We start from the raw sequence: 20,114 nt of genomic DNA, 5'->3' as shown, positions 1-20,114 counted from the left end.
CTGTAGAACCCGATAAATACGATCAAAGACAGCCTTAATAATATCAAAAAACAGCTCGGGTGGCTCTCAAAGCCCGAAGGAAAGTGTATCTTTGCCGACCCGAACAAAAACCCTCGGGATTATTTTATGTCTGATAACAATATTGTTAACCCAAACGCTGAAGGACAGGAGCAAGCTGCTGCATCTGCAGAAGCTGCTACAGCGACAACAAATGTACCTGTTCAACAACCAGTTCAAGAAGTAGCTACTGCTCATGATGATTTTGACTGGAGTGTAGACAAACGTAATGTTGCTTCTTACAGCAATGAAGAAAAAGAAAAGTACGACAAAGTGTATGAAAACACTTTCGTACAACTGAATGACGGTGAATTGATCAAAGGAACAGTAGTAGGTATCACTAAAACTGACGTGGTATTGAACATCGGTTTCAAATCTGATGGTCTGGTTTCTTTGAACGAATTCCGCGACTTACAAGGCCTGAAAGTAGGTGATGAAGTAGAAGTTATGGTGGTTGAGAAAGAAGACCGTGATGGTAATCTGAACCTAAGCCGTAAGCAAGCTCGTATTACCCGCGCATGGGAGCGTATCGTTGAGATTCACAAAACTGGTGAAATCGTTACCGGTACTGTTACTAGCAAAACAAAGGGTGGCTTGATCGTAGACGTATTTGGTATGGAAACATTCTTACCAGGTTCTCAGATCGACGTGAAGCCTGTAACTGACTACGATCAGTTTGTAGGTAAAACAATGGAGTTCAAAGTAGTTAAGATCAACGAAGCTATTAAGAACGCAGTTGTATCTCACAAAGCTCTTATTGAAAGCGATATTGAAGCACAACGTGCTCAGATCATCGGTCAGCTTGAAAAAGGTCAGGTACTGGAAGGTACTGTTAAGAACATCACTGACTTCGGTGCGTTCATGGACCTTGGCGGCTTAGATGGTTTGTTATACATCACCGATATCTCTTGGGGTCGTATCAACCACCCTTCAGAGGTGTTGAAGTTGGATCAGAAGATCAACGTGGTGGTATTGGATTTCGACGACGAGAAGAAGCGTATTTCTTTAGGTCTGAAGCAATTGACTCCACACCCATGGGATGTGCTGCCTGAAACAATTGCAGAAGGCTCAACTGTTCGCGGTAAAGTTGTGAACATTGAAGATTACGGTGCATTCCTGGAAATCCTGCCAGGTGTTGAAGGTCTGGTACACGTTTCTGAAATCACTTGGGCTAACACGCCAATCAACGCTAAAGAATTCTTTAAGCTGGGTGATGAGCATGAAGCTAAAGTGGTAACTCTTGATAAAGAAAGCCGTAAGATGAGCTTGTCTATCAAGCAACTTTCTGACGATCCTTGGTCTGATATCGAGACTAAATTCCCAGAAGGTAGCCGTCATACTGGTGTAGTTAAGAACATCACTCCTTACGGTGTGTTTGTAGAATTAACTCCTGGTATTGGTGGTATGATCCACATCTCTGACCTGAGCTGGTTGAAGCGTTTTAACCACCCAAGTGAATACACTAAGGTTGGTGAAAATATCGATGTGGTTATCTTAGGTATCGATAAAGAAAACCGCAAATTGCAACTGGGTCATAAACAACTGGAAGAAGATCCTTGGAACAGCCTGCAGGATACATTCGCTGTAGGTACTATTCATGAGGGTACTGTAAGCCGTAAAGATGACAAAGGTGCTATTGTACAATTACCTTATGGTTTAGAAGGCTTTGCTCCTAACCGTCACTTAGCAAAAGAAGATGGTAAGAGTGTAGGTGCTGATGAAACTGCAGAATTCATGGTAATTGAATTTGATCGCAACGAAAAACGCATTGTAGTTTCTCACGCTCGTATTTGGGAACAAGCGGCAGCTGACGAAAAAGACGCCGCTAGAAAAGAGGCTAAAGCTGATGCTGAAAAAACAAAGAAAGCTGTGAAGACTATTCAAGGCAAAGTTGAAAAAGCTACCTTGGGTGACTTAGGTGCTTTGGCTCAGATCAAAGAAAAATTACAGCAAGAAGAAAAAGATAACAACGATCAGAAGTAATCTTTTCTTACTAATACTGAAGGCTCCACGAAAGTGGGGCCTTTTTTATTGGCACAGGTTTTATAGTTAACAAATTGTAAACCCATAACTTTACGACTACAATTGCTAGCAGATGAGTTTATGGAAACGATTAGCTGAATTCAAATTGGTAAGGAAGGTAGTGTATGCTATTGTGGGTATTGTTTCCTATCCAGGATTAGCTATAGTAAACAAACTAAAAATAAGCGGCACGGAGCATATAGAGAACCTGCCAAAGCGCAATGTTCTTTTCGTATCCAACCATCAAACATACTTTGCCGACGTTATTACCTTTCTACATATATTTTGTGCTGTAAAATGGCGTAAGCGTAACCGTTTGGGTATGCCTTATTATTTGTTGAATCCTTTCACGAGTGTTTATTATGTAGCGGCAGAAGAGACAATGAAGAGTAGTTTTATCAGCCGGTTGTTTACACTGGCAGGGGCGTTAACCGTTAAACGCACATGGAAAAAGGATGGTAGTGAAGTTCGTCGCGGTTTAGACCCTTCTGATACACGCAAGATTGAGAGAGCATTAAGTAATGCTTGGGTAATAACCTTCCCACAAGGAACTACAAAACCTTATGCACCAGGACGTAAGGGTACTGCCTATATAATTAAACATTGCCAGCCTATAGTTATACCCGTAGTGATTCAAGGCTTTTGGCGAGCGTTTGATAAGAAAGGATTGAAGTTTAAAAAGAAAGGGGTACAGTTAACTGTAACCTTTAAACCTCCAATGAAAATTGATTATAACGACACTGCTGATAATATTTTAGCCCAGATAATGGATGCTATTGAACAAAGCAAAGAGCATATGATGAAAGGTGCTCATCATTGGAAAACAGAACCTGAAATAAAGAAAGCCATCTAGACTTCACCTGTTTCAAACATTCTCCTTCGCATTTATCATCTTCTTTGACTATTTAAATTTACTCTTCTACATCTAGCATATTGTTTGATGGCTTAATTACAAGCAAATACTAAACAATATGGCAAAGAAGAATTGGATTGGCTTAGACCAAACGAAAAGTAAAGACCTGGCAGAAAAACTAAATAACTTGTTGGCAAACTACCAGGTGTTTTATATCAACGTTAGAGGATTGCATTGGAACATAACTGGCGACAAGTTTTTTGTATTGCATGTAAAGTTTGAAGAACTCTACAACGACTTACTGGAAAAAGTAGATGAAATAGCAGAGCGTATTTTAACCTTAGGACATACTCCGTTGCATTCGTTTACAGAGTATTTAAAACTATCTTCTGTAAAAGAGGCTACCAATATCTCAGAAGGCACAAAAGCTGTACAAACAATAGTTGATAATTTCGGTAATATTCTCTCATTACAACGCGAAATACTCACTGCTGCGCAAGATGCCTCAGATGAAGGCACAAATGCCCTAATAAGTGATTATATACGCCAGCAGGAGAAGTTGGTGTGGATGTATTCGGCGTATTTGAAATAGTCGGAACCGGGATTTGGGGAAATGAAGGGATTAGGAGGAAGAGTAGTTGACAAATGATAGTGGGTAGTTGACAGGTAGGCAAGTTGATAAGTTTACAGGGAATTTGATAATTCAATTTCTTTACTTGAGTAAATAGAAAAAGCTGGCAATATGTGCCAGCTTTTGTTTTATAAATAGCTTTTTTTTTAATAGTTGTAATTCTAATCAATCGACCATTTTCTACTAAATCTCTTAATCCCCCAAATCCTGGTTCAGACAGACTTACTCCTTAATAAACAACGCCTTCAATTCAGCGGCATCGTTTGGATTCATTTTACCACCTAGGATCAAGCGTACCTGGCGACGACGCAGGGCACCTTCAAACAGTTTCTTTTCCTCATCTGTCTCTGGTACTAATTGAGGTACAGGACGCGCTTTGCGGTTTGGGTCTAACGCTACAAATGTGTAGTAGGCTTCGTTGCTTTTGTATTTGTATTGTTGTGTAAAATCTTCACCCCACACTTTTAAATGTATTTCCATAGAGGTGTTGAAGGCTCTGGTCACTTTCGCCTCAATATGAACCGTGTTGCCCAGTTTAATTGGGTTTTCAAAAGAAATATTATCTACAGAGGCTGTCACCACTGGTGCATTACAATGCCGTTGTGCCGCAATAGCCGCTGCTATATCCATCCAGTACATTAATCGACCGCCCATAAGGTTGCCGAAATAGTTTGTATCGTTAGGTAAAACCAATTCAGTCATTGATGTATAACTCTCTGCTGGAGTTCTTGTTTGCATACGCGTAATTTGAGGCAAAGATAACCGCTGTTGCCTTGGGTGAAAAATGTTTCCACTTTCACTCAAGGTCCAATGATTCCCCGCTGTATTTGTGTTAATAACTTCTAAAAACCCGGAAAGTTAAAATGACAGGGCTCAATTACAATATGATAACTGTCAACTGAAACTCATTCATTCTTTCCTAAATTTGCCCCGATCAAATGATTGCTATGGAAGCTCACCCAATAATTTCTTTTGACAATACCGCAATAGCTTTTGCCCACAAATCCAATAAAGACCTAAAAGATTCTCATTTCCTGTTTTCTATGATGGGAAAGCCTTGGTTGGTACAATTGGGTACCCGGTTGGCTCCATGGTCTATCAAGGTTGGCTTGCCTGTGAAGGGGCTTATCCGTCAAACCATTTTCAAACAGTTTGTAGGTGGCGAAACCTTAAGTGAAACAGCAACAGTAGCTAAGAAGCTTGCCGAAAGCAATGTGCAGGTGATACTGGACTATGGTGTAGAAGGTATGGAAGGCGAGAGCGCCTTTGACCATGCGCGCGATGAATTCATTCGTGTTATTGAATACGCCGCTACACAGCCCAATATTCCATTCATGAGCATTAAAGTGACAGGCTTTGCCCGCTTTGGCTTACTGGAAAAATTAGATGCTTTAATGAAGGCTTCTAAGGATAATTCACTGATACTGGATTATAACAACGCACTGCAGCAGTTATCTGCTGAAGAAATGAAAGAGTGGCAGAAAGTATATGATCGCACCAAACGTGTTTGTGAAGCTGCTAAGCAACAAGGCATTGGTGTATTGGTTGATGCAGAGGAAACCTGGATCCAAGACCCGGTAGATGCATTGACCACACTGATGATGGATGCCTACAACCGAGAAAAAGTTGTGGTGTACAATACCATTCAATTATATCGTCATGATCGTTTCGCTTTCTTAAAAGAAAGCTTCCAGATAGCTGAAGAACGTGGCTTCTTATTGGGTGCCAAACTGGTGCGCGGTGCCTATATGGAAAAAGAGCGCAAGCGTGCAGTTGAAAAAGGTTATGAATCTCCCATTCAGCCTACTAAAGAAGCTTCTGATAACGATTACAATGCAAGTGTTCGTTTCTGTATAGATAACCTGGATCGTATTGGTTTGATCGTGGCTTCGCATAATGAATACAGCAATTTATTAGCAACGCAACTGTTACGTGAAAAAGGATTGCCGCTTAATCATCCGCATGTGCACTTTAGCCAACTATATGGTATGAGCGATAATATTACGTACAACCTGGCAAAAGCTGGATGCAGTGTAAGTAAGTATCTGCCATTTGGACCTATTAAAGATGTAATTCCTTACCTGATGCGCCGTGCACAGGAGAATACATCTGTAGGTGGACAGACAGGACGCGAGCTTAGTTTGATTCAAAAAGAATTGAAACGTCGAAAGTCGTAAGCATTTAAACTTTTTACCTGATATTTGTTGGGAGGGCTGTTAGCTCAGTTGGTTTAGAGCATCACGTCGACAACGTGAGGGTCGTTGGTTCGAATCCGACACAGCCCACTATAACAACCATATAGCAACGAATTAGTGTTCTTCAATAAACACTTAAACGAACAAAGCCTGGATGACTAACATCCAGGCTTTTAATTTTTACGGTTATCAAATGTTTAATTGAACCTACGTATTTTAAAATAACCAGTGAATGGTTTGCTATCTACTGTTCTACCACCTTCGCCACAAGCATTTTCATTTTTATAGGCGGAACCTGATATATAACCTTCAACATAACCGCCTATATTTCCAATAGAAGTCAATTTTGCATTGCCTTGGTTGTGAACATCCTGACCTTGGCAATTCTGACCAGTTGTAAGATATACAACTGACTCATTTGGAAGGTTGAAGCTGGCTGAAGCTTTACCTGATTCTTCTAAATCTCCAAACGGAATACTATTATCAGATGTTTTTGTATTGATAACAATCGCTACAGATTGGTTATTAGATGCAAGTCCTGAAATTAAGTATCCTTTATCAAAAGCAGCTGCTGACAGCGCTCTCAGATTGTACGTAGCGCCATTGAATTCAAAGTCAAAAAACTCCTGGCTTGGGTTATTCGTTGGTTGTACAGAAGTTGGTGTTCTAAGGGAGAATTCAAATGATACAGGTGTACCTGTAACCGCATCATACAATTGGGTATTAACCGCTGCTGTAATGGTACTATTGCTTACGACTACATTCACAGTACCATTGCTGGTAGTAACTGTTCCATTAGCAGGATTGGTATAGGTTGACGTTACATTCTTATCCGTACCCAGACTGGCTCCTACAAATATTTTTCCAGCCTCAGATAATTTTCCAAAACTTGTACTGCTATTAGATGATTTGGTATTGATAAACAGAGAAACACCGTAAGCATTATTCGTATTGCCTTTTTGTGAGGCCCTGATGTAATAACCTTGAGAAGTTTCAGTAACTATAAAGCTATCCAATGTATAGGCAGTTCCACCCACTTTTAGGGCAAACGAAGTACTGTTGTCTATTGGATCTCCAGGTTCTTCGCCACCTGAAGATTTACTGCAGGAAATAGTAAAAAAGGTTAACGATAAGGCTGCAACGGCCAGATAAATTTTACGCATAACGGTGTAATTAATTAAGGTTATTTGTAAAAGTATCTTACGGACTTATCTGGCTAAAGTGGAAGTGGTGTAAACTGTAGCAACATGCGTACAAAATGCAATAGGAGTTGATAGGTTGATGTTATTTACTATTACAGATAATAAACAAGCCTTTATTGTTTGTCCATTTAATTATTCTAACTGCATACTACAGCTGCCTTTTGGATATGGAATCATCAACAGAGACATTGTTATTTATACAATGCCTCTGTTTACATCTGACTGTATTTAATATTTATCAGTAGAACTTATAGAGAAAGAAATTCTCACCCCATTGCCAATACCTTAGCGCTTCCTGCATGCTTCACCTGCTGCACAGTACCACCTTCGGCTATGGTGCCAAAACGGACACCAATCGATAACATCAAACTAAAAGCAGGACCCGGAGGTACTATTGGTAGATTCAAATCCAGACGAAAGGCCGGAGAGCCATTGAGCACAGGATACCACGCGCTTTCAGTTCCTATAGCCCCAGACGACTGGTATTCGGTTGGAGCATCATATTTCACCCCATTATATTCTACATCGGGTATTACACCTAATGCAGCTATAAAGCTGTAAAGTGGGTGTTTATCAGAAGCCTGGAAGTTGATGCCGGGTAGTAGGGCGGGTATCTCTACATAACCAGAAAGCGTATCACGGGAAAGGGCAAACGGTAAAGTGTTTCGCACTATGCTATCAAAGGTATAGGTGCGGTTGAGTGAAAAGCCCGATAGTAGTTGGGGCTGACGGCTTAAATAAATGTTTCGCCTGCCGGGTTCATTATCCATATCCAATGCCTGCACTGGTTTGAGCAAGGCGTTTAATGGACCGGCAATATTATAGTCGGCTAGTGGCAGTTGTTGATATAAGGCTTTACGTATCCAACTACAAGCCGTAGAACGGCCACCAAATTCTACATTGATCTTTCTTGTTTTCTCAAAGCAGGGGACTGCTTGATCTTTGTTTTGGAAGCACCGCCTTTAGTGCGAAGTATTACTTTGTCAGAATCCCATCGTTTATAAGCAGATAGATTGCTGATGGAACCGGTAAACATAAAGCCGGGTGTCATTTGTGCCATTATATAGGGTTTTAATCGGATTACTTAAGTGATAGGGCTTTCCATGTTTCTTGGATATTTCTTCCTTAAATATACTAAATAATTTAGCAATTTTACCTGTTAGTTATACACATATAAACCGTCTCTAATAGGGGCGGCTTATATATGGCTTATAGGCGGGTTATATACAGCTTATATATGGGTTATAAGCGTTTTAGGATACCCCGACCTATAGTAATGGCTAACGGTAGGGAAATAGAATGGAGGGCTAATCAGTGTTTTTTTGGATAATTAGTTTGTCACATATGGTGAACAACTTTATAAAGCCAATACGGGTAGGAGTTTAGCCCTGTATTTGTAACTTGCGACCATGCAACAATACTTACAACTTCTTCAACATATATTGGATAATGGTGTAGAAAAGAGCGATCGTACTGGTACGGGAACAATCAGCACATTTGGCTACCAGATGCGTTTTGACCTGCAAAAGGGTTTTCCGCTGGTAACCACCAAGAAGTTGCATTTAAAGAGCATTATTTATGAGCTGTTGTGGTTTTTGAGAGGCGAGACCAATATTGCCTACTTGAAAGAGCATGGCGTAAGTATTTGGGATGAATGGGCTGATGCCAATGGCGAGCTGGGACCGGTATACGGCAAGCAATGGCGTAGCTGGGCGGGGGCCAATGGACAGACCATAGACCAGATCACCGATGTTGTCAATCAGATCAAAAAGAACCCCGATAGCCGTCGCCTGATCGTAAGTGCCTGGAACGTGGCCGAATTGCCTGAAATGGCACTGATGCCATGCCATGCCTTGTTCCAGTTTTATGTGATCAATGGTAAGCTAAGCTGCCAGTTGTACCAACGCAGCGCCGATGTATTCTTGGGTGTGCCTTTCAATATTGCTTCTTATGCATTGCTTACAATGATGATGGCCCAGGTTTGTGATCTGCAACCCGGTGAGTTCATACATACGTTTGGCGATGTGCATATTTATAGCAACCACCTGGAACAAGTGAAGCTGCAGCTAACACGCGAGCCGCACGCCCAGCCTACCATGAAGATCAATCCAGATGTGAAGTCGATCTTTGATTTCAAGTTTGAAGATTTTCAGTTGGAAAACTACCAGTTTCATCCGGCGATCAAAGCACCTGTAGCTGTGTAAATAAAATTGCAGAATGCAGATTGCAGATTTTAGATTAAAGTTTCTGCAATCGCCAATCTAAAATCTACAATCCAATGGTTTTAAGTCTTCTTGTTGCCGCTGCTGAAAATAATGTGATTGGTAAGGAAAACCAGTTGCCTTGGCATTTACCAAATGATCTGAAATACTTTAAGAATCTTACATGGGGTATGCCCATACTCATGGGACGCAAGACGTTTGAGTCGATTGGTAAGGCATTGCCGGGTAGAAAAAGTGTGGTGATTACCCGCAATAAAGATTGGAAGCACGAGAATGTAGAAGTGGTGCATTCGGTAGAGGCAGCTATCAACTATGCCAAAGAGCAAGATGTAAAAGAAATCTTTGTGATTGGTGGTGCCGAGATCTTCCATACTTCATTTGATAAAGCAGATCGTCTTTATATGACCCGCATACATCACAAAGTAGAGGGTGATGCTTATTTTCCTCCCATTGATGAAACAAAATGGAAGCGGGTAAGCGCCAAGCACTGTGAGGCCGATGAAAAGAATGCATACGCTCATACATTTGAAGTGTGGGAACGCAAATAGCCGATCGATTTTCCCACTTACCTTTGAACTGTGTATAGTCCGCTTCAACTGTCCAAAAAATACCTGCATTATTACCGTACAGCACTCAATGGAAAAGGGCATGGCATGCACTCGCCCTTTGTGTTCCAGTTTATTCTGCATGTGCTGAATAACAATAGCCATTATAAGTCGCCGGCAACTATAGAAGCCTTACGTAAGCATTTGCTAAAAGATACTACTGTCTTGAACATAGAAGACATGGGTGCTGGTTCGCGTACGGGTGCTGGCAAACAGCGCAGTGTGCAGCAATTGGCAAAGAGTGCAGTTAAGCCAAAGAAATACAGTCAGCTGCTGTATCGTTTGGTAAAACGGTATCAACCACAAACGATCGTAGAATTAGGAACTTCTTTGGGCATTACAACTGCTTATGTAGCTACTGCTAACCCGGCAGCCAAAGTGATCACTGTTGAAGGGAGTGAAGCCATTCACCAGGTAGCACAAGCTAATTTTAAAACATTAAAGCTTGGTAATATAGAAGCGTTGCAGGGAAACTTTGATAACGTGCTGCCACAAGTGCTTCAGCACTTGCCGAAGGTAGACTTGGGGTATATAGATGGCAATCACCGGTTAGCGCCCACGCTTTCCTATTTTGAGCAGTTTTTGCAACATGCACACAACGATACGATCCTTATTTTCGATGATATTCACTGGAGTGCCGAAATGGAGCAGGCCTGGGAGCAGATAAAGGCGCATCCGGCTGTTACATGTACGGTAGATATATTCTTTTTAGGCTTTGTATTTTTCAGAAATGAATTCAAGGAGGAACAGCATTTTACCATCCGGTATTAGGGCCATAAGCTTTCTATTGCTTGGCCTGAGTATATTCTCCACTTTGCAGGCACAAGATTTTACGCCATATGAGAAGCATTATTACGATGCAAAGGATCTACGGTTGGCCTACCGGTTGTTGAAGCCTTTGGAGTTGGGATCGGGTTCTTCATTTCCCTTGGTCATCTTTTTGCATGGAGCTTTTGAGAAAGGGGGAGATAACGAAACGCAGCTAAGGATAGGTGGCCGTTTCTTTTTGAGAGATTCGGTTCGTAAGGCCTATCCGTCCTATGTTCTCTTCCCGCAATGTCCCGAGCTGGACTCCTGGGCGTATTTTGAAAATAAGGTCAATGAAACTACCGGGCAGGCGGAAGACTGGAAGTTCCCGTTTCAAAGGAAACCAACAACCGTTTCTTTCGTATTAAAAGAATTGATAGACTCTTTGGTACAGAAGGAGCGAATCGATACTAAGCGTATTTATATTGTTGGTTTGTCGCAAGGAGGCATGGGAGTACTGGATCTTGTAGCTCGTTATCCGCAGACATTTGCTGCCGGCATTTCCATTTGTGGGGCTGGTAATGTAAGTACGGCAAAACGCTTCAGCAATCAAGTAGCGCTCTGGTTGATACATGGAGAAAAAGATGATGTGGTTCCCGTATCCTTTTCCCAGGATTATTATAATAAGTTGACCAAGCTTCATGCAGATGTACGTTTTACAGAATATCCGGGGGTAAAGCATGATAGCTGGGGCAATGCCTTTAAAGAGCCAGATTTTTTGATGTGGTTATTCTCAAAACAAAAGAAATAATCGGGTTAACAATTAAAAGTTTTATAATTTGAACTTATGATTGTAGGTGTATTAAAAGAATCTTTAGGCGAAACAAGAGTTTCATTGCTGCCAGAGGCAGTGAGTGCGTTGACAAAAAAAGGAGTTACGGTATGGGTAGAAGATGGTGCAGGCGCACATGCAGCTGCTTCTAATGCAGATTATGAAAAGGCAGGAGCCTCCATTAGTAAGTCTGAAGCTATAGCTACGCAATCCGATGTGATATTGTCCATCAACACGCCTACTATTCAAACATCTTCCAAGATCTTGATTGGTGTATACCAGCCGCTGTTCAATCCGGCGCTGGTACAACAGTGGACTGCCCAACAAAATACGGTATTTAGTATGGATATGCTGCCGCGTACCACGCGGGCGCAAAGCATGGACGTATTATCGTCGCAGGCCAATATAGCTGGTTATAAAGCTGTATTGTTAGCAGCTAATTTATACCCGCGTTACCTGCCTATGTTTATGACGGCAGCCGGTAGTATTGCTCCTGCAAAAGTGCTGATATTGGGCGCCGGTGTGGCGGGACTGCAGGCTATTGCCACAGCCCGTCGTTTAGGAGCTGTAGTGGAAGTATTTGATACACGCCCGGCTGTGAAAGAAGAAGTGATGAGCTTGGGTGCTAAGTTTATTGAAGTAGAGGGTGCTGCTGATGCTTCCAAAGCGGGCGGTTATGCCGTGGAGCAATCAGAAGAATTCCAACAAAAGCAACGGCAACGTATAGCTGAAAGTGCCGCCAAGGCTGATATCATAATTTCGACGGCACAGATTCCGGGAAAGAAAGCGCCTATATTGATCACAGAAGAAATGTTGAATACCATGCGCAATGGATCGGTGATCATAGACCTGGCGGCCATTTCGGGTGGTAATACGCCTCGCACTAAAAATGGAGAAACGGTAGTATATAATGGTGTGACCATTGTGGGTAATAGTAACCTGCAAGGCACCATGCCATCAGACGCCAGCAAGCTATATGGCAAGAACATATTGAACTTCTTCAACCTTATTCTAACGAAAGAGGGTAACCTAAATTTGAATTGGGAAGATGATTTGGTAAAAGGATCTTGTGTAACGCATCAAGGAGAGGTTGTTCATGAGCGTGTAAAAACAGCAATGGCTTAGTTTTTTAAGTTAATAGATGACAGATGAAAGTTGACTGTTGACAGAAAATAAAAATGGATGACAGTTGATAGAAGGGCATGAGGGGATATAAGGCTGTCAACTGTCAACTAACAACCGTCAACTAAAAAAGACAGCTGTCAACAATAAAAGAAGTTTTAAAATAAAATAAGTAATCTTTAATGGATAATATACTTACCTGGATTGCCTTTCATCAGCAAATTATTTACATCGTCATACTCATGATTTTTGTGGGGATCGAGGTGATTGGTCGCGTGCCGAGTGTGTTACATACCCCATTAATGAGTGGCGCTAACGCTATTCATGGTGTGGTTGTTATTGGGGCCATCATTATAATGGGTAGGGCGGAAACCAGCAACTATCTGGCCTTGATCCTTGGTTTCTTAGCAGTCGTTTTAGGAACCCTGAACGTCGTTGGGGGATTTGTAGTAACTGACAGAATGCTCGAAATGTTTAAATCCAAAAAGAAGAAGTAACCCATGGAATTATTAAGTGTCATATATCTTATAGCCTCAGTAACATTCCTTTTAGGATTAAGAATGCTTTCGCATCCGGAGACAGCCAGGAAAGGTAACCTGGTAGCGGCAGCGGGAATGGGGCTTGCCATTTTTGGTACCATCTTTTTATATGAGGATCCCAATTCTGATGAACGCTTGCATAATTATGCCTGGATCTTTAGCGGGCTTATTATCGGTAGTATCATTGGTACTGTAACTGCCAAGCGCGTGAAGATGACCGCGATGCCGGAAATGGTGAGTTTGTTTAACGGTATGGGTGGTGCTTGTGCTATGCTGATATCGATAGTAGAATTCCATCATTTTGCATCTACCGACTTTACGCTGCAGATCTCTGAAGCCCTGGAAGCAAATGGTATGACGGAAGAAGCTGTATTTCAATTACCCATGCCAACAGGCATGTTGATCACGATCTTCGTAGGATTGATCATTGGCTCTGTTTCTTTTGCAGGCAGTATGGTGGCATTTGGTAAACTGAATGGTACTATAAAAGACCGTTCATTTAAAGGACAACATATCGTAAACATAGCATTGTTGGTGGCCATCATTGTCTTAACCTTTAGCTTGCTGAAAGTGATCAGCAACTCCTTTGAGATTAGTTCTGACGAAGTAATCAATAATGCGCACCGCATACGTTTTGGCAGGGGTATTAAGTTGATAGAATTCTCGGCATCTACCTATGCGGTGTTCTATGCTGTCTTGGTGTTTTCATTGGCATACGGCATCTTGTTCGTTTTGCCAATTGGCGGTGCAGATATGCCAGTAGTGATCTCTTTATTAAACTCATTTACTGGTGTGGCTGCAGCTTGTGGTGGTTTCCTTTATGATAACAAAGTGATGTTGACAGGTGGTATACTGGTAGGTGCAGCGGGTACCTTGCTAACCATCCTGATGTGTAAGGCTATGAACCGTTCTTTGAAGAATGTATTGATTGGTTCGTTTGGTGGGGGAGCCACGGCATCAGGTGGCGCTACAAAGGAGCAAGGGCAGTTTAAAGAAATCAATTTAAGTGATGCGGCTGTGGTGTTAGCCTATGCCAATAAAGTAATGATTGTGCCGGGTTATGGTCTGGCAGTAGCGCAGGCGCAGCATGCTTGTCATGAATTAGAGAAGATGTTGAATGAAAGAGGTGTTGATGTAAAATACGCCATTCACCCAGTTGCTGGTCGTATGCCTGGGCATATGAATGTGCTGCTGGCAGAAGCCGATGTACCATACGATAAGCTCTTGGAAATGGAGCAGGCGAATGATGAATTCAGTACCACAGATGTAGTGTTGGTATTAGGAGCCAATGATGTGGTAAACCCTGCTGCTAAAACAGATCCTGCGTCACCAATCTATGGAATGCCCGTGTTGGATGTAGAGTTGGCAAAAGCAGTAATTGTCAATAAACGTAGTATGAAGCCCGGTTATGCAGGTATTGAGAATGATCTGTTCTTTCAACCTAAAACCTCGATGTTGTTTGGTGATGCTAAGAAAGTATTGCAGGATCTGATTGGAGAGATTAAAAATCTGTAAGTATTTTTAGCTCGGAGAGATATTCAATATTGCAATCTCTGTTTTACTCTATTTTGACCTAAGGCCCCAATGATTACATATCCCGAGAATGTTATACAACCAAAAGCAATAGGCTACTGGAAATCTGTAAGTTTGCCAGATTTACCAGACCCGCATAATTTCATTGATTTTAGTATTTCAACTGAGCAAAGGCAAGCAATTATTCAGTACTTGGAAAACGGCCTTGCATTCTTTCATTATTTAGGACATAGCTTTTGCCGGTTCAATTGTGGTAAGCCAGAATGGGAAATGGGATGTTCTGATTTAACAGACGGCACATTTGCGTGGCCAGAGGGATTAAGCCATTACATCAAAGAACATAGTGTTTGGCTTCCTAGTGAGTTTATCGAACACGCTATGAGCAATATGAATTTTGATAAAACCAAAATAGACCAACGGAAATTAGCTCAAAAAAATGACGCTTGGTGGAAGTGTTTTACATCTTTGCAGACGAAGCAAGCAGCATCAGCTTTCAAAATAAGGGCTGACGAATAAGAGTTGCCCCCCTAGATGTCAAATTGCCATTAGGACGTAAATCAAGCAGAAGTCTTCAAAATAACGGTACTTCTGAAAGCTGTAAAACGTTAGATTAAGAACGTATTGATGCCTGATTGTTACTAGTTTTGTTTGGTGCAGTTACCTCAAGAATTTATAGCATCCTTAGAAGGTTTGCCTGGCTTTGACAAAGAGGCCTTTGAAACGGTTCATCAAAGTGGCGAACAGATTACTTCTATCCGAGTCAACCCAAGAAAGAAATCTGAAATCCGAAATCTGAAATCTGAAATAACTCCTGTTCCCTGGACACAATATGGCTATTATCTTTCACAGCGTCCTTCCTTCACCTTTGATCCTTTATTTCATGCCGGTTGCTATTATGTTCAGGAAGCCTCCAGTATGTTTTTGGAGCAGGCATTAAAGCAAACCGTTGATCTGACTAAACCTATTAAAGCGCTGGATATGTGCGCTGCTCCGGGTGGTAAGTCTACCCATATACAGTCATTGATTTCTCCAGATAGTTTACTGGTCAGTAATGAAGTGATAAAGGCGCGTGCTGGCGTTTTGAAGCAGAACATCATAAAATGGGGTGCCAGTAATGTGATTGTTACTAATAACGATCCTCAGCATTTTAACCGCTTGGAAGGTTTTTTTGATGTGATGGTGGTAGATGCCCCTTGTAGCGGCAGTGGCTTGTTTCGTCGCGATGAGGAAGCTATAGAAGAGTGGAGCCCTGATAATGTGCAACTTTGTTGTGGCCGACAGCGTCGTATATTGGCTGATGCCTTACCTGCCTTAAAACAGGATGGTGTATTGATCTATTCTACCTGTTCTTACTCTACGGAAGAAGATGAAGAAATAATGGATTGGTTGGTAACAGAGCAAGGAATGGAAAACATAGCCTTGCAAGTGCCTGCAGAATGGAAGATTGTAACGACCACATCGAAAGCAGGAGCAGAGGGCTATCGCTTTTACCCTGATAAGGTAAAAGGGGAAGGATTCTTTCTTAGTTGCTTTCGCAAAAAAGAAGGAGGAGAGCGCCGGTATAAGATGGCGAAGCCAGATATAGCTACAGCAAAGGAGAAAGCATTGTTAGAGACATATATTAACTTAAATCAATTAGAAGTACTAAAGCAAGGGGATATGTTATTTGCTTTACCAAAAATACTGATAGAAGCTTTTTTAGTCATACAAGCCAATTTATACCTGCAATATGCGGGTACTACATTGGGTGAGATCATGAAAAATAAATTGGTGCCTGACCATGCTTTAGCCGTAAGTGGCATGTTATTAGCCAATATCACGCGCTTTGAATTAAGCCTAGAAGAAGCCATCCGTTACCTGCAACGGGCCGATCTTTCAATAGATCCACCTGTAAAAGGTTGGCAAGTAGTTACTTATCAAAATCAGGTTTTAGGGTGGATAAATGCTTTGCCTAACCGCATAAACAATTACTATCCCAAAGAAATGCGTATTTTGAAGCAGTATTATGACAGTGGCAACTAAAAAATAGGCATATTTGTATTTGCTAATCTGCTGTAAATGAACGCTTCGTACCAAGTATTTATTTACAGGAATTAAAATCACTATTGAAAAACTGGAACCGCATGAAAAAGCTTGTCTTATCCTTATTTTTATTTTTCACTACGATAAGCCTTTTTGCTCAACACGAGCTGCTTATCCAAAATAGCAACAAGGGCTTTTATATAACACATACTGTACAGTCTAAAGAAAATTTTTATTCTATTGGTCGGTTGTATAGCATTGCTCCAAAAGAAATTGCTACCTACAACAGCTTGGATATGAATAATGGTTTGAACGTGGGGCAGCAGGTAATGATTCCGTTAACGGCTTCCAACTTCACCCAAACTACTACTGCTAACATTCCCGTGTATTATAAAGTAGGCGATAAGGAAGGATTGTACCGTGTAAGCTTAAAAAATAATAATGTGTTGATGGCTACACTGCGCAAGTATAATAACCTTAGTAGTGATGCTATTTCTGCAGGTCAGAAACTGATTGTAGGTTATGTTAAATCAGAAAATGGCGCTGTAGCATCTACGACGCCTGTTACTACTACACCAGTAACTACGACGCCCGTTTCAACTACTACTAAAGGTGAACCACAGGCACCAAAAGAAGAGCCTAAGAAGGCAGAGCCAGTGGTTTCAACTGAACCTCCAAAAGAAGCGCCAGCTAAGTCAATAGCTACAGTGCCTGCGCAAACAGCTGTTAGAGATGCGAATGGTGGTTATTTTAAATCGGCCTTTGAACAACAGTCGAAATCCATGAATGCAAATAAGGAATCCACCGCAACAGCAAGCATCTTCAAAACAGCTAGTGGTTGGCAGGATACAAAGTATTATGCATTAATGGATGGTGTAGATCCTGGTACAATAATTCGTGTGATAAACCCCTCTAACAACAAGGCGATTTATGCCAAAGTATTAGGAGGCATGAGCGGCATTCGTCAGAACGCTGGACTGGATGTACGCATCAGTAATGCGGCCGCCAGTGTGCTGGATATTACAGACGCAGAGAAGTTTGTTGTGAAAGTCAACTACTAACGACCGCAGATTAATTGGATTTAGAAAGGATTGCCAAGATTCTTAATAAAATGAGAAAGCCTGCAAGGAATAAATGTTCTTTGCAGGCTTTTTAGTTTAATGAGTTTTTGTGTGCTTACTCTTGAAAGCGATAGCCTCTTAAGAAGTCTTCTGTTAGCATACGCTTTTTACCTTCTAGTTGCAACTCTTTTACATTAAGATAGCCATCTGCGCAGGCAAACTTCAAGAACGTTTTTTTGTCAGTAAGAACTGTACCCGGCGTTTCGGTTGCATTACCTTCTTCTTTTGTGGCTTGGTAGATCTTAAATGTTTTGCCTTCCAGTTGGGTAAAGGCTCCAGGAAAGGGCGATAAACCCCTTATTTGATTATGTATATCAGCTACTGGCTTGTTCCAATCAATGCGGCAGGTGTCAGTAAAGATCTTAGGAGCATGTTTGATGTCTGATGTCTGATGGGTGATGTCTGATTGAGGGGTTTCATTTAATGTGCCTTCTGCCAATCCTTGCACTGTTTTTACAAGTAGCTGGGCTCCAATTTCTTTCATGCGGTCGTGTACAGAGCCGGAGGTTTCGTTATCACCAATGGGAAAGCGTTCTTGGAGTAAAATGTCTCCCGTATCAATTTCATGCTTGAGTTTAAAGGTGGTAACGCCCGTTTCTTTTTCACCATTGATCACAGCCCAATTGATAGGCGCAGCACCACGATACTGAGGGAGTAAAGAGCCGTGTACATTAATAGTGCCCATGTGAGGCATATTCCAGACTACTTCCGGAAGCATACGGAAGGCCACCACTATCTGAAGATCGGCCTGTAGGGCTTTAAGTTCTTCCAGGAATTGTGGATTCTTTAGTTTTTCGGGTTGAAGCACATGTAGTTGGTGTTCAACAGCATATTTCTTTACAGCACTTTGTTGCAATTGCATACCACGTCCTGCGGGCTTGTCGGGAGCTGTAATAACGCCAACAATATTACAGCCTGCATTTACCAGAGCATCCAAGGAAGCAACAGCAAACTCAGGAGTGCCCATGAAAACAATGCGGAGATCTTTATAGTATTTCAAAATAGTTAAGTTGATAAGTTGACAGGTTTACGGTTAACAATTTGAGTCTGTACTAACCTGTTAAGATGCGAAAGTATCACCTTTCAACTTGTAAACCTGTCAACTTATTCACTCTATTCAAAGTCTGGATAAAGAAGATACTTCTTACGTATTTTTTTAAACGCTTTCAGCTTTGTCTCCCAACTTTTGCGAATCTCTTTCTCCGACTTACCAGCTTTTATTTGTTGCATGAGGCTAGCATTACCTGCCAGCTTATTAAAGAAACTTTCGTCAGCATTACCTGATTTTGGCAGAATAAAGAACTTGTCTTTTTCTGGGAATAGTTGATAGGCCTTTAGCAGGTAGCTTAATTGAACTTTGTTATTTACTTTCTTCAATACTTCAGCCGGTGTACCGCTAACATTCCAACCATAACAAACCTGGTCTTTTAATTTTGGATCCTTAGCGCCATCGCGAGAGGTAGGTGTGAACTGATATAAGTTCTTTGGCATAGAAGGATGTCCAAAGATCTCGAAAGGTTTATCAGTGCCTCGCCCTTCACTTAAAACGGTACCTTCAAAAAAGCAGGTAGAGGGATACCAATAGATCGATTGAATATCGGGCAGGTTGGGTGAAGGTTTTACAGGTAATACATATTTGCTTTTATGTGTATAATTGGCATTGGGGATAACGTTTAGTGAGAAATAAGAAGCCCCCGGAGGGTAGGTAGCCGCTAATACATTTTGAGTATAGGCATCCATTGCTTCTTTGCTCAGCCATCCTTCCTCCAGTAGCATTTTAGCATATTCACCAACGGTCATTCCGTATACAACAGGTACAGGTTGCATACCTACAAATGACTTGTATTTTGTTTCCAATACCGGACCATCTACATAATGTCCGTTAGGGTTAGGCCGGTCTAAAACAATCAGTGGAATATTGTATTTGATAGCTGTTTCCATGTATTCTTGCAGGGAAGAGATATAGGTGTAGAAACGTACACCTACGTCTTGTATGTCAAATAACATAACATCAACACCTTCCAGGTCTTCTTTTGAAGGCACTCGTTTTTTGCCATACAATGAAACAACGGGAACTCCGGTAGCTTGATCAATAGTGCTTTCTACTTTTTCTCCCGCGTCTGCTGTGCCTCTGAAACCATGTTCTGGTCCAAAGATCACCTTAATGGTTACGCCACTTTTCTGCAAAGTATCAACCAGATGTGTATTGCCGACAGTAGAGGTTTGATTGGCAAATACTGCCACCTTTTTGCCTTTTAATAAGGGCAGGTATTTATCCAAACGTTCCGCAGCGGGCATGATTTGTGATGATTGATTTTTCACTGCGGATTTGTGCTGTGCCATTAAAGCAGATGACGTTAAAAGGGTAAAGAATAACAAAATAGTTTTTAGCCTACGAATCATAGTAATCA

20 protein-coding genes and 1 tRNA gene are annotated in these 20,114 nt (G+C 41.5%); 15 read left to right on the top strand and 6 right to left on the bottom strand.

Annotated features, from left to right (window positions below):
* Nucleotides 1-126 precede the first annotated feature (126 nt).
* The 3 genes from rpsA (at nucleotide 127) to SY85_RS06110 (ending at nucleotide 3,524) form a co-directional block, all read left to right on the top strand.
* Nucleotides 127-2,040, top strand: a complete 1,914-nt coding sequence (rpsA, locus tag SY85_RS06120) for a 30S ribosomal protein S1 (RefSeq protein ID WP_066402465.1) — start codon at nucleotides 127-129, stop codon at nucleotides 2,038-2,040.
* Nucleotides 2,041-2,152: 112 nt separating this feature from the next.
* Complete coding sequence (locus tag SY85_RS06115) at nucleotides 2,153-2,932, top strand: lysophospholipid acyltransferase family protein (protein ID WP_066402464.1); 780 nt, start codon at nucleotides 2,153-2,155, stop codon at nucleotides 2,930-2,932.
* Nucleotides 2,933-3,050: 118 nt separating this feature from the next.
* Nucleotides 3,051-3,524, top strand: coding sequence for a Dps family protein (locus tag SY85_RS06110; protein WP_066402462.1), 474 nt, complete (start codon nucleotides 3,051-3,053; stop codon nucleotides 3,522-3,524).
* A 261-nt stretch (nucleotides 3,525-3,785) separates the two neighbouring features.
* Here the strand turns inward: SY85_RS06110 and SY85_RS06105 are convergent, their stop codons facing one another.
* Nucleotides 3,786-4,301, bottom strand: coding sequence for an acyl-CoA thioesterase (locus tag SY85_RS06105; protein ID WP_066402460.1), 516 nt, complete (start codon nucleotides 4,299-4,301; stop codon nucleotides 3,786-3,788).
* A gap of 209 nt (nucleotides 4,302-4,510) precedes the next feature.
* On the opposite strand from SY85_RS06105, the gene SY85_RS06100 reads away from it, so the two are divergent.
* Together SY85_RS06100 and SY85_RS06095 are read left to right on the top strand one after the other, a co-directional pair.
* On the top strand, nucleotides 4,511-5,740 hold the full coding sequence (locus SY85_RS06100; protein ID WP_193408750.1) for a proline dehydrogenase family protein: 1,230 nt from the start codon (nucleotides 4,511-4,513) through the stop codon (nucleotides 5,738-5,740).
* A 33-nt stretch (nucleotides 5,741-5,773) separates the two neighbouring features.
* Nucleotides 5,774-5,848 (top strand) — tRNA-Val (locus SY85_RS06095).
* A 107-nt stretch (nucleotides 5,849-5,955) separates the two neighbouring features.
* Here the strand turns inward: SY85_RS06095 and SY85_RS06090 are convergent.
* From SY85_RS06090 to SY85_RS25600, 3 genes are all read right to left on the bottom strand, one after another.
* On the bottom strand, nucleotides 5,956-6,921 hold the full coding sequence (locus SY85_RS06090; protein ID WP_066402456.1) for a hypothetical protein: 966 nt from the start codon (nucleotides 6,919-6,921) through the stop codon (nucleotides 5,956-5,958).
* A gap of 305 nt (nucleotides 6,922-7,226) precedes the next feature.
* Nucleotides 7,227-7,757, bottom strand: a complete 531-nt coding sequence (locus tag SY85_RS06085) for a hypothetical protein (protein WP_148661123.1) — start codon at nucleotides 7,755-7,757, stop codon at nucleotides 7,227-7,229.
* Between the two features lie 98 nt (nucleotides 7,758-7,855).
* Nucleotides 7,856-8,020 (bottom strand): hypothetical protein, encoded by a 165-nt coding sequence (locus tag SY85_RS25600; RefSeq protein ID WP_158512939.1) that lies wholly within the window; start codon nucleotides 8,018-8,020, stop codon nucleotides 7,856-7,858.
* A gap of 349 nt (nucleotides 8,021-8,369) precedes the next feature.
* On the opposite strand from SY85_RS25600, the gene SY85_RS06080 reads away from it, so the two are divergent.
* The 10 genes from SY85_RS06080 (at nucleotide 8,370) to SY85_RS06035 (ending at nucleotide 17,643) form a co-directional block, all read left to right on the top strand.
* A complete protein-coding gene (locus SY85_RS06080; protein ID WP_066402453.1) occupies nucleotides 8,370-9,164 on the top strand; it encodes a thymidylate synthase in 795 nt (264 codons plus the stop codon).
* Between the two features lie 74 nt (nucleotides 9,165-9,238).
* Nucleotides 9,239-9,730: a dihydrofolate reductase gene (locus SY85_RS06075; protein WP_066402452.1), complete on the top strand. Its 492-nt coding sequence runs from the start codon at nucleotides 9,239-9,241 to the stop codon at nucleotides 9,728-9,730.
* Nucleotides 9,731-9,760: 30 nt separating this feature from the next.
* Nucleotides 9,761-10,558, top strand: a complete 798-nt coding sequence (locus tag SY85_RS06070; RefSeq protein WP_226999027.1) for an O-methyltransferase — start codon at nucleotides 9,761-9,763, stop codon at nucleotides 10,556-10,558.
* Between the two features lie 43 nt (nucleotides 10,559-10,601).
* Nucleotides 10,602-11,345, top strand: coding sequence for a carboxylesterase family protein (locus tag SY85_RS06065; RefSeq protein WP_158512938.1), 744 nt, complete (start codon nucleotides 10,602-10,604; stop codon nucleotides 11,343-11,345).
* Between the two features lie 36 nt (nucleotides 11,346-11,381).
* Nucleotides 11,382-12,491 carry a Re/Si-specific NAD(P)(+) transhydrogenase subunit alpha gene (locus SY85_RS06060; protein ID WP_066402449.1) on the top strand — a complete coding sequence of 370 codons (1,110 nt, stop codon included), beginning with the start codon at nucleotides 11,382-11,384 and terminating at the stop codon, nucleotides 12,489-12,491.
* A 179-nt stretch (nucleotides 12,492-12,670) separates the two neighbouring features.
* Nucleotides 12,671-12,985, top strand: a complete 315-nt coding sequence (locus tag SY85_RS06055; RefSeq protein ID WP_066402448.1) for an NAD(P) transhydrogenase subunit alpha part 2 — start codon at nucleotides 12,671-12,673, stop codon at nucleotides 12,983-12,985.
* Between the two features lie 3 nt (nucleotides 12,986-12,988).
* Nucleotides 12,989-14,542 (top strand): NAD(P)(+) transhydrogenase (Re/Si-specific) subunit beta, encoded by a 1,554-nt coding sequence (locus SY85_RS06050; RefSeq protein ID WP_066402446.1) that lies wholly within the window; start codon nucleotides 12,989-12,991, stop codon nucleotides 14,540-14,542.
* 69 nt (nucleotides 14,543-14,611) lie between these two features.
* Entirely contained in the window at nucleotides 14,612-15,076 is a 465-nt protein-coding gene (locus SY85_RS06045) for a hypothetical protein (protein WP_066402444.1), read from the top strand.
* 135 nt (nucleotides 15,077-15,211) lie between these two features.
* Entirely contained in the window at nucleotides 15,212-16,582 is a 1,371-nt protein-coding gene (locus tag SY85_RS06040; protein WP_082886709.1) for a methyltransferase RsmF C-terminal domain-like protein, read from the top strand.
* Between the two features lie 101 nt (nucleotides 16,583-16,683).
* Nucleotides 16,684-17,643, top strand: coding sequence for a LysM peptidoglycan-binding domain-containing protein (locus SY85_RS06035; RefSeq protein WP_066402440.1), 960 nt, complete (start codon nucleotides 16,684-16,686; stop codon nucleotides 17,641-17,643).
* A 115-nt stretch (nucleotides 17,644-17,758) separates the two neighbouring features.
* Here the strand turns inward: SY85_RS06035 and fmt are convergent, their stop codons facing one another.
* Both fmt and SY85_RS06025 read right to left on the bottom strand, forming a co-directional pair.
* The gene (gene fmt / locus SY85_RS06030; RefSeq protein ID WP_226999026.1) at nucleotides 17,759-18,703 is read right to left on the bottom strand and encodes a methionyl-tRNA formyltransferase; all 945 of its coding nucleotides are present in this window, start codon (nucleotides 18,701-18,703) and stop codon (nucleotides 17,759-17,761) included.
* A gap of 113 nt (nucleotides 18,704-18,816) precedes the next feature.
* Nucleotides 18,817-20,106, bottom strand: coding sequence for an exo-beta-N-acetylmuramidase NamZ family protein (locus SY85_RS06025; RefSeq protein WP_066402436.1), 1,290 nt, complete (start codon nucleotides 20,104-20,106; stop codon nucleotides 18,817-18,819).
* Nucleotides 20,107-20,114 lie beyond the last annotated feature (8 nt).

This window comes from Flavisolibacter tropicus, from assembly GCF_001644645.1.
GTDB lineage: Bacteria > Bacteroidota > Bacteroidia > Chitinophagales > Chitinophagaceae > Flavisolibacter > Flavisolibacter tropicus.
This window is presented reverse-complemented; position numbering and strand designations above follow the sequence as displayed.

Excerpts from the sequence above, each read along its gene's own strand:
- SY85_RS06035 (WP_066402440.1), top strand. The coding sequence starts at position 16,684 with ATGAAAAAGCTTGTCTTATCCTTATTTTTATTTTTCACTACGATAAGC.
- SY85_RS06105 (WP_066402460.1), bottom strand. The coding sequence starts at position 4,301 with ATGCAAACAAGAACTCCAGCAGAGAGTTATACATCAATGACTGAATTG.
- SY85_RS06060 (WP_066402449.1), top strand. The coding sequence starts at position 11,382 with ATGATTGTAGGTGTATTAAAAGAATCTTTAGGCGAAACAAGAGTTTCA.
- SY85_RS06090 (WP_066402456.1), bottom strand. The coding sequence starts at position 6,921 with ATGCGTAAAATTTATCTGGCCGTTGCAGCCTTATCGTTAACCTTTTTT.
- SY85_RS06050 (WP_066402446.1), top strand. The coding sequence starts at position 12,989 with ATGGAATTATTAAGTGTCATATATCTTATAGCCTCAGTAACATTCCTT.
- SY85_RS25600 (WP_158512939.1), bottom strand. The coding sequence starts at position 8,020 with ATGGCACAAATGACACCCGGCTTTATGTTTACCGGTTCCATCAGCAAT.
- SY85_RS06055 (WP_066402448.1), top strand. The coding sequence starts at position 12,671 with ATGGATAATATACTTACCTGGATTGCCTTTCATCAGCAAATTATTTAC.
- SY85_RS06045 (WP_066402444.1), top strand. The coding sequence starts at position 14,612 with ATGATTACATATCCCGAGAATGTTATACAACCAAAAGCAATAGGCTAC.
- SY85_RS06080 (WP_066402453.1), top strand. The coding sequence starts at position 8,370 with ATGCAACAATACTTACAACTTCTTCAACATATATTGGATAATGGTGTA.
- SY85_RS06100 (WP_193408750.1), top strand. The coding sequence starts at position 4,511 with ATGGAAGCTCACCCAATAATTTCTTTTGACAATACCGCAATAGCTTTT.
- SY85_RS06075 (WP_066402452.1), top strand. The coding sequence starts at position 9,239 with ATGGTTTTAAGTCTTCTTGTTGCCGCTGCTGAAAATAATGTGATTGGT.
- SY85_RS06110 (WP_066402462.1), top strand. The coding sequence starts at position 3,051 with ATGGCAAAGAAGAATTGGATTGGCTTAGACCAAACGAAAAGTAAAGAC.
- rpsA (WP_066402465.1), top strand. The coding sequence starts at position 127 with ATGTCTGATAACAATATTGTTAACCCAAACGCTGAAGGACAGGAGCAA.
- SY85_RS06025 (WP_066402436.1), bottom strand. The coding sequence starts at position 20,106 with ATGATTCGTAGGCTAAAAACTATTTTGTTATTCTTTACCCTTTTAACG.
- SY85_RS06115 (WP_066402464.1), top strand. The coding sequence starts at position 2,153 with ATGAGTTTATGGAAACGATTAGCTGAATTCAAATTGGTAAGGAAGGTA.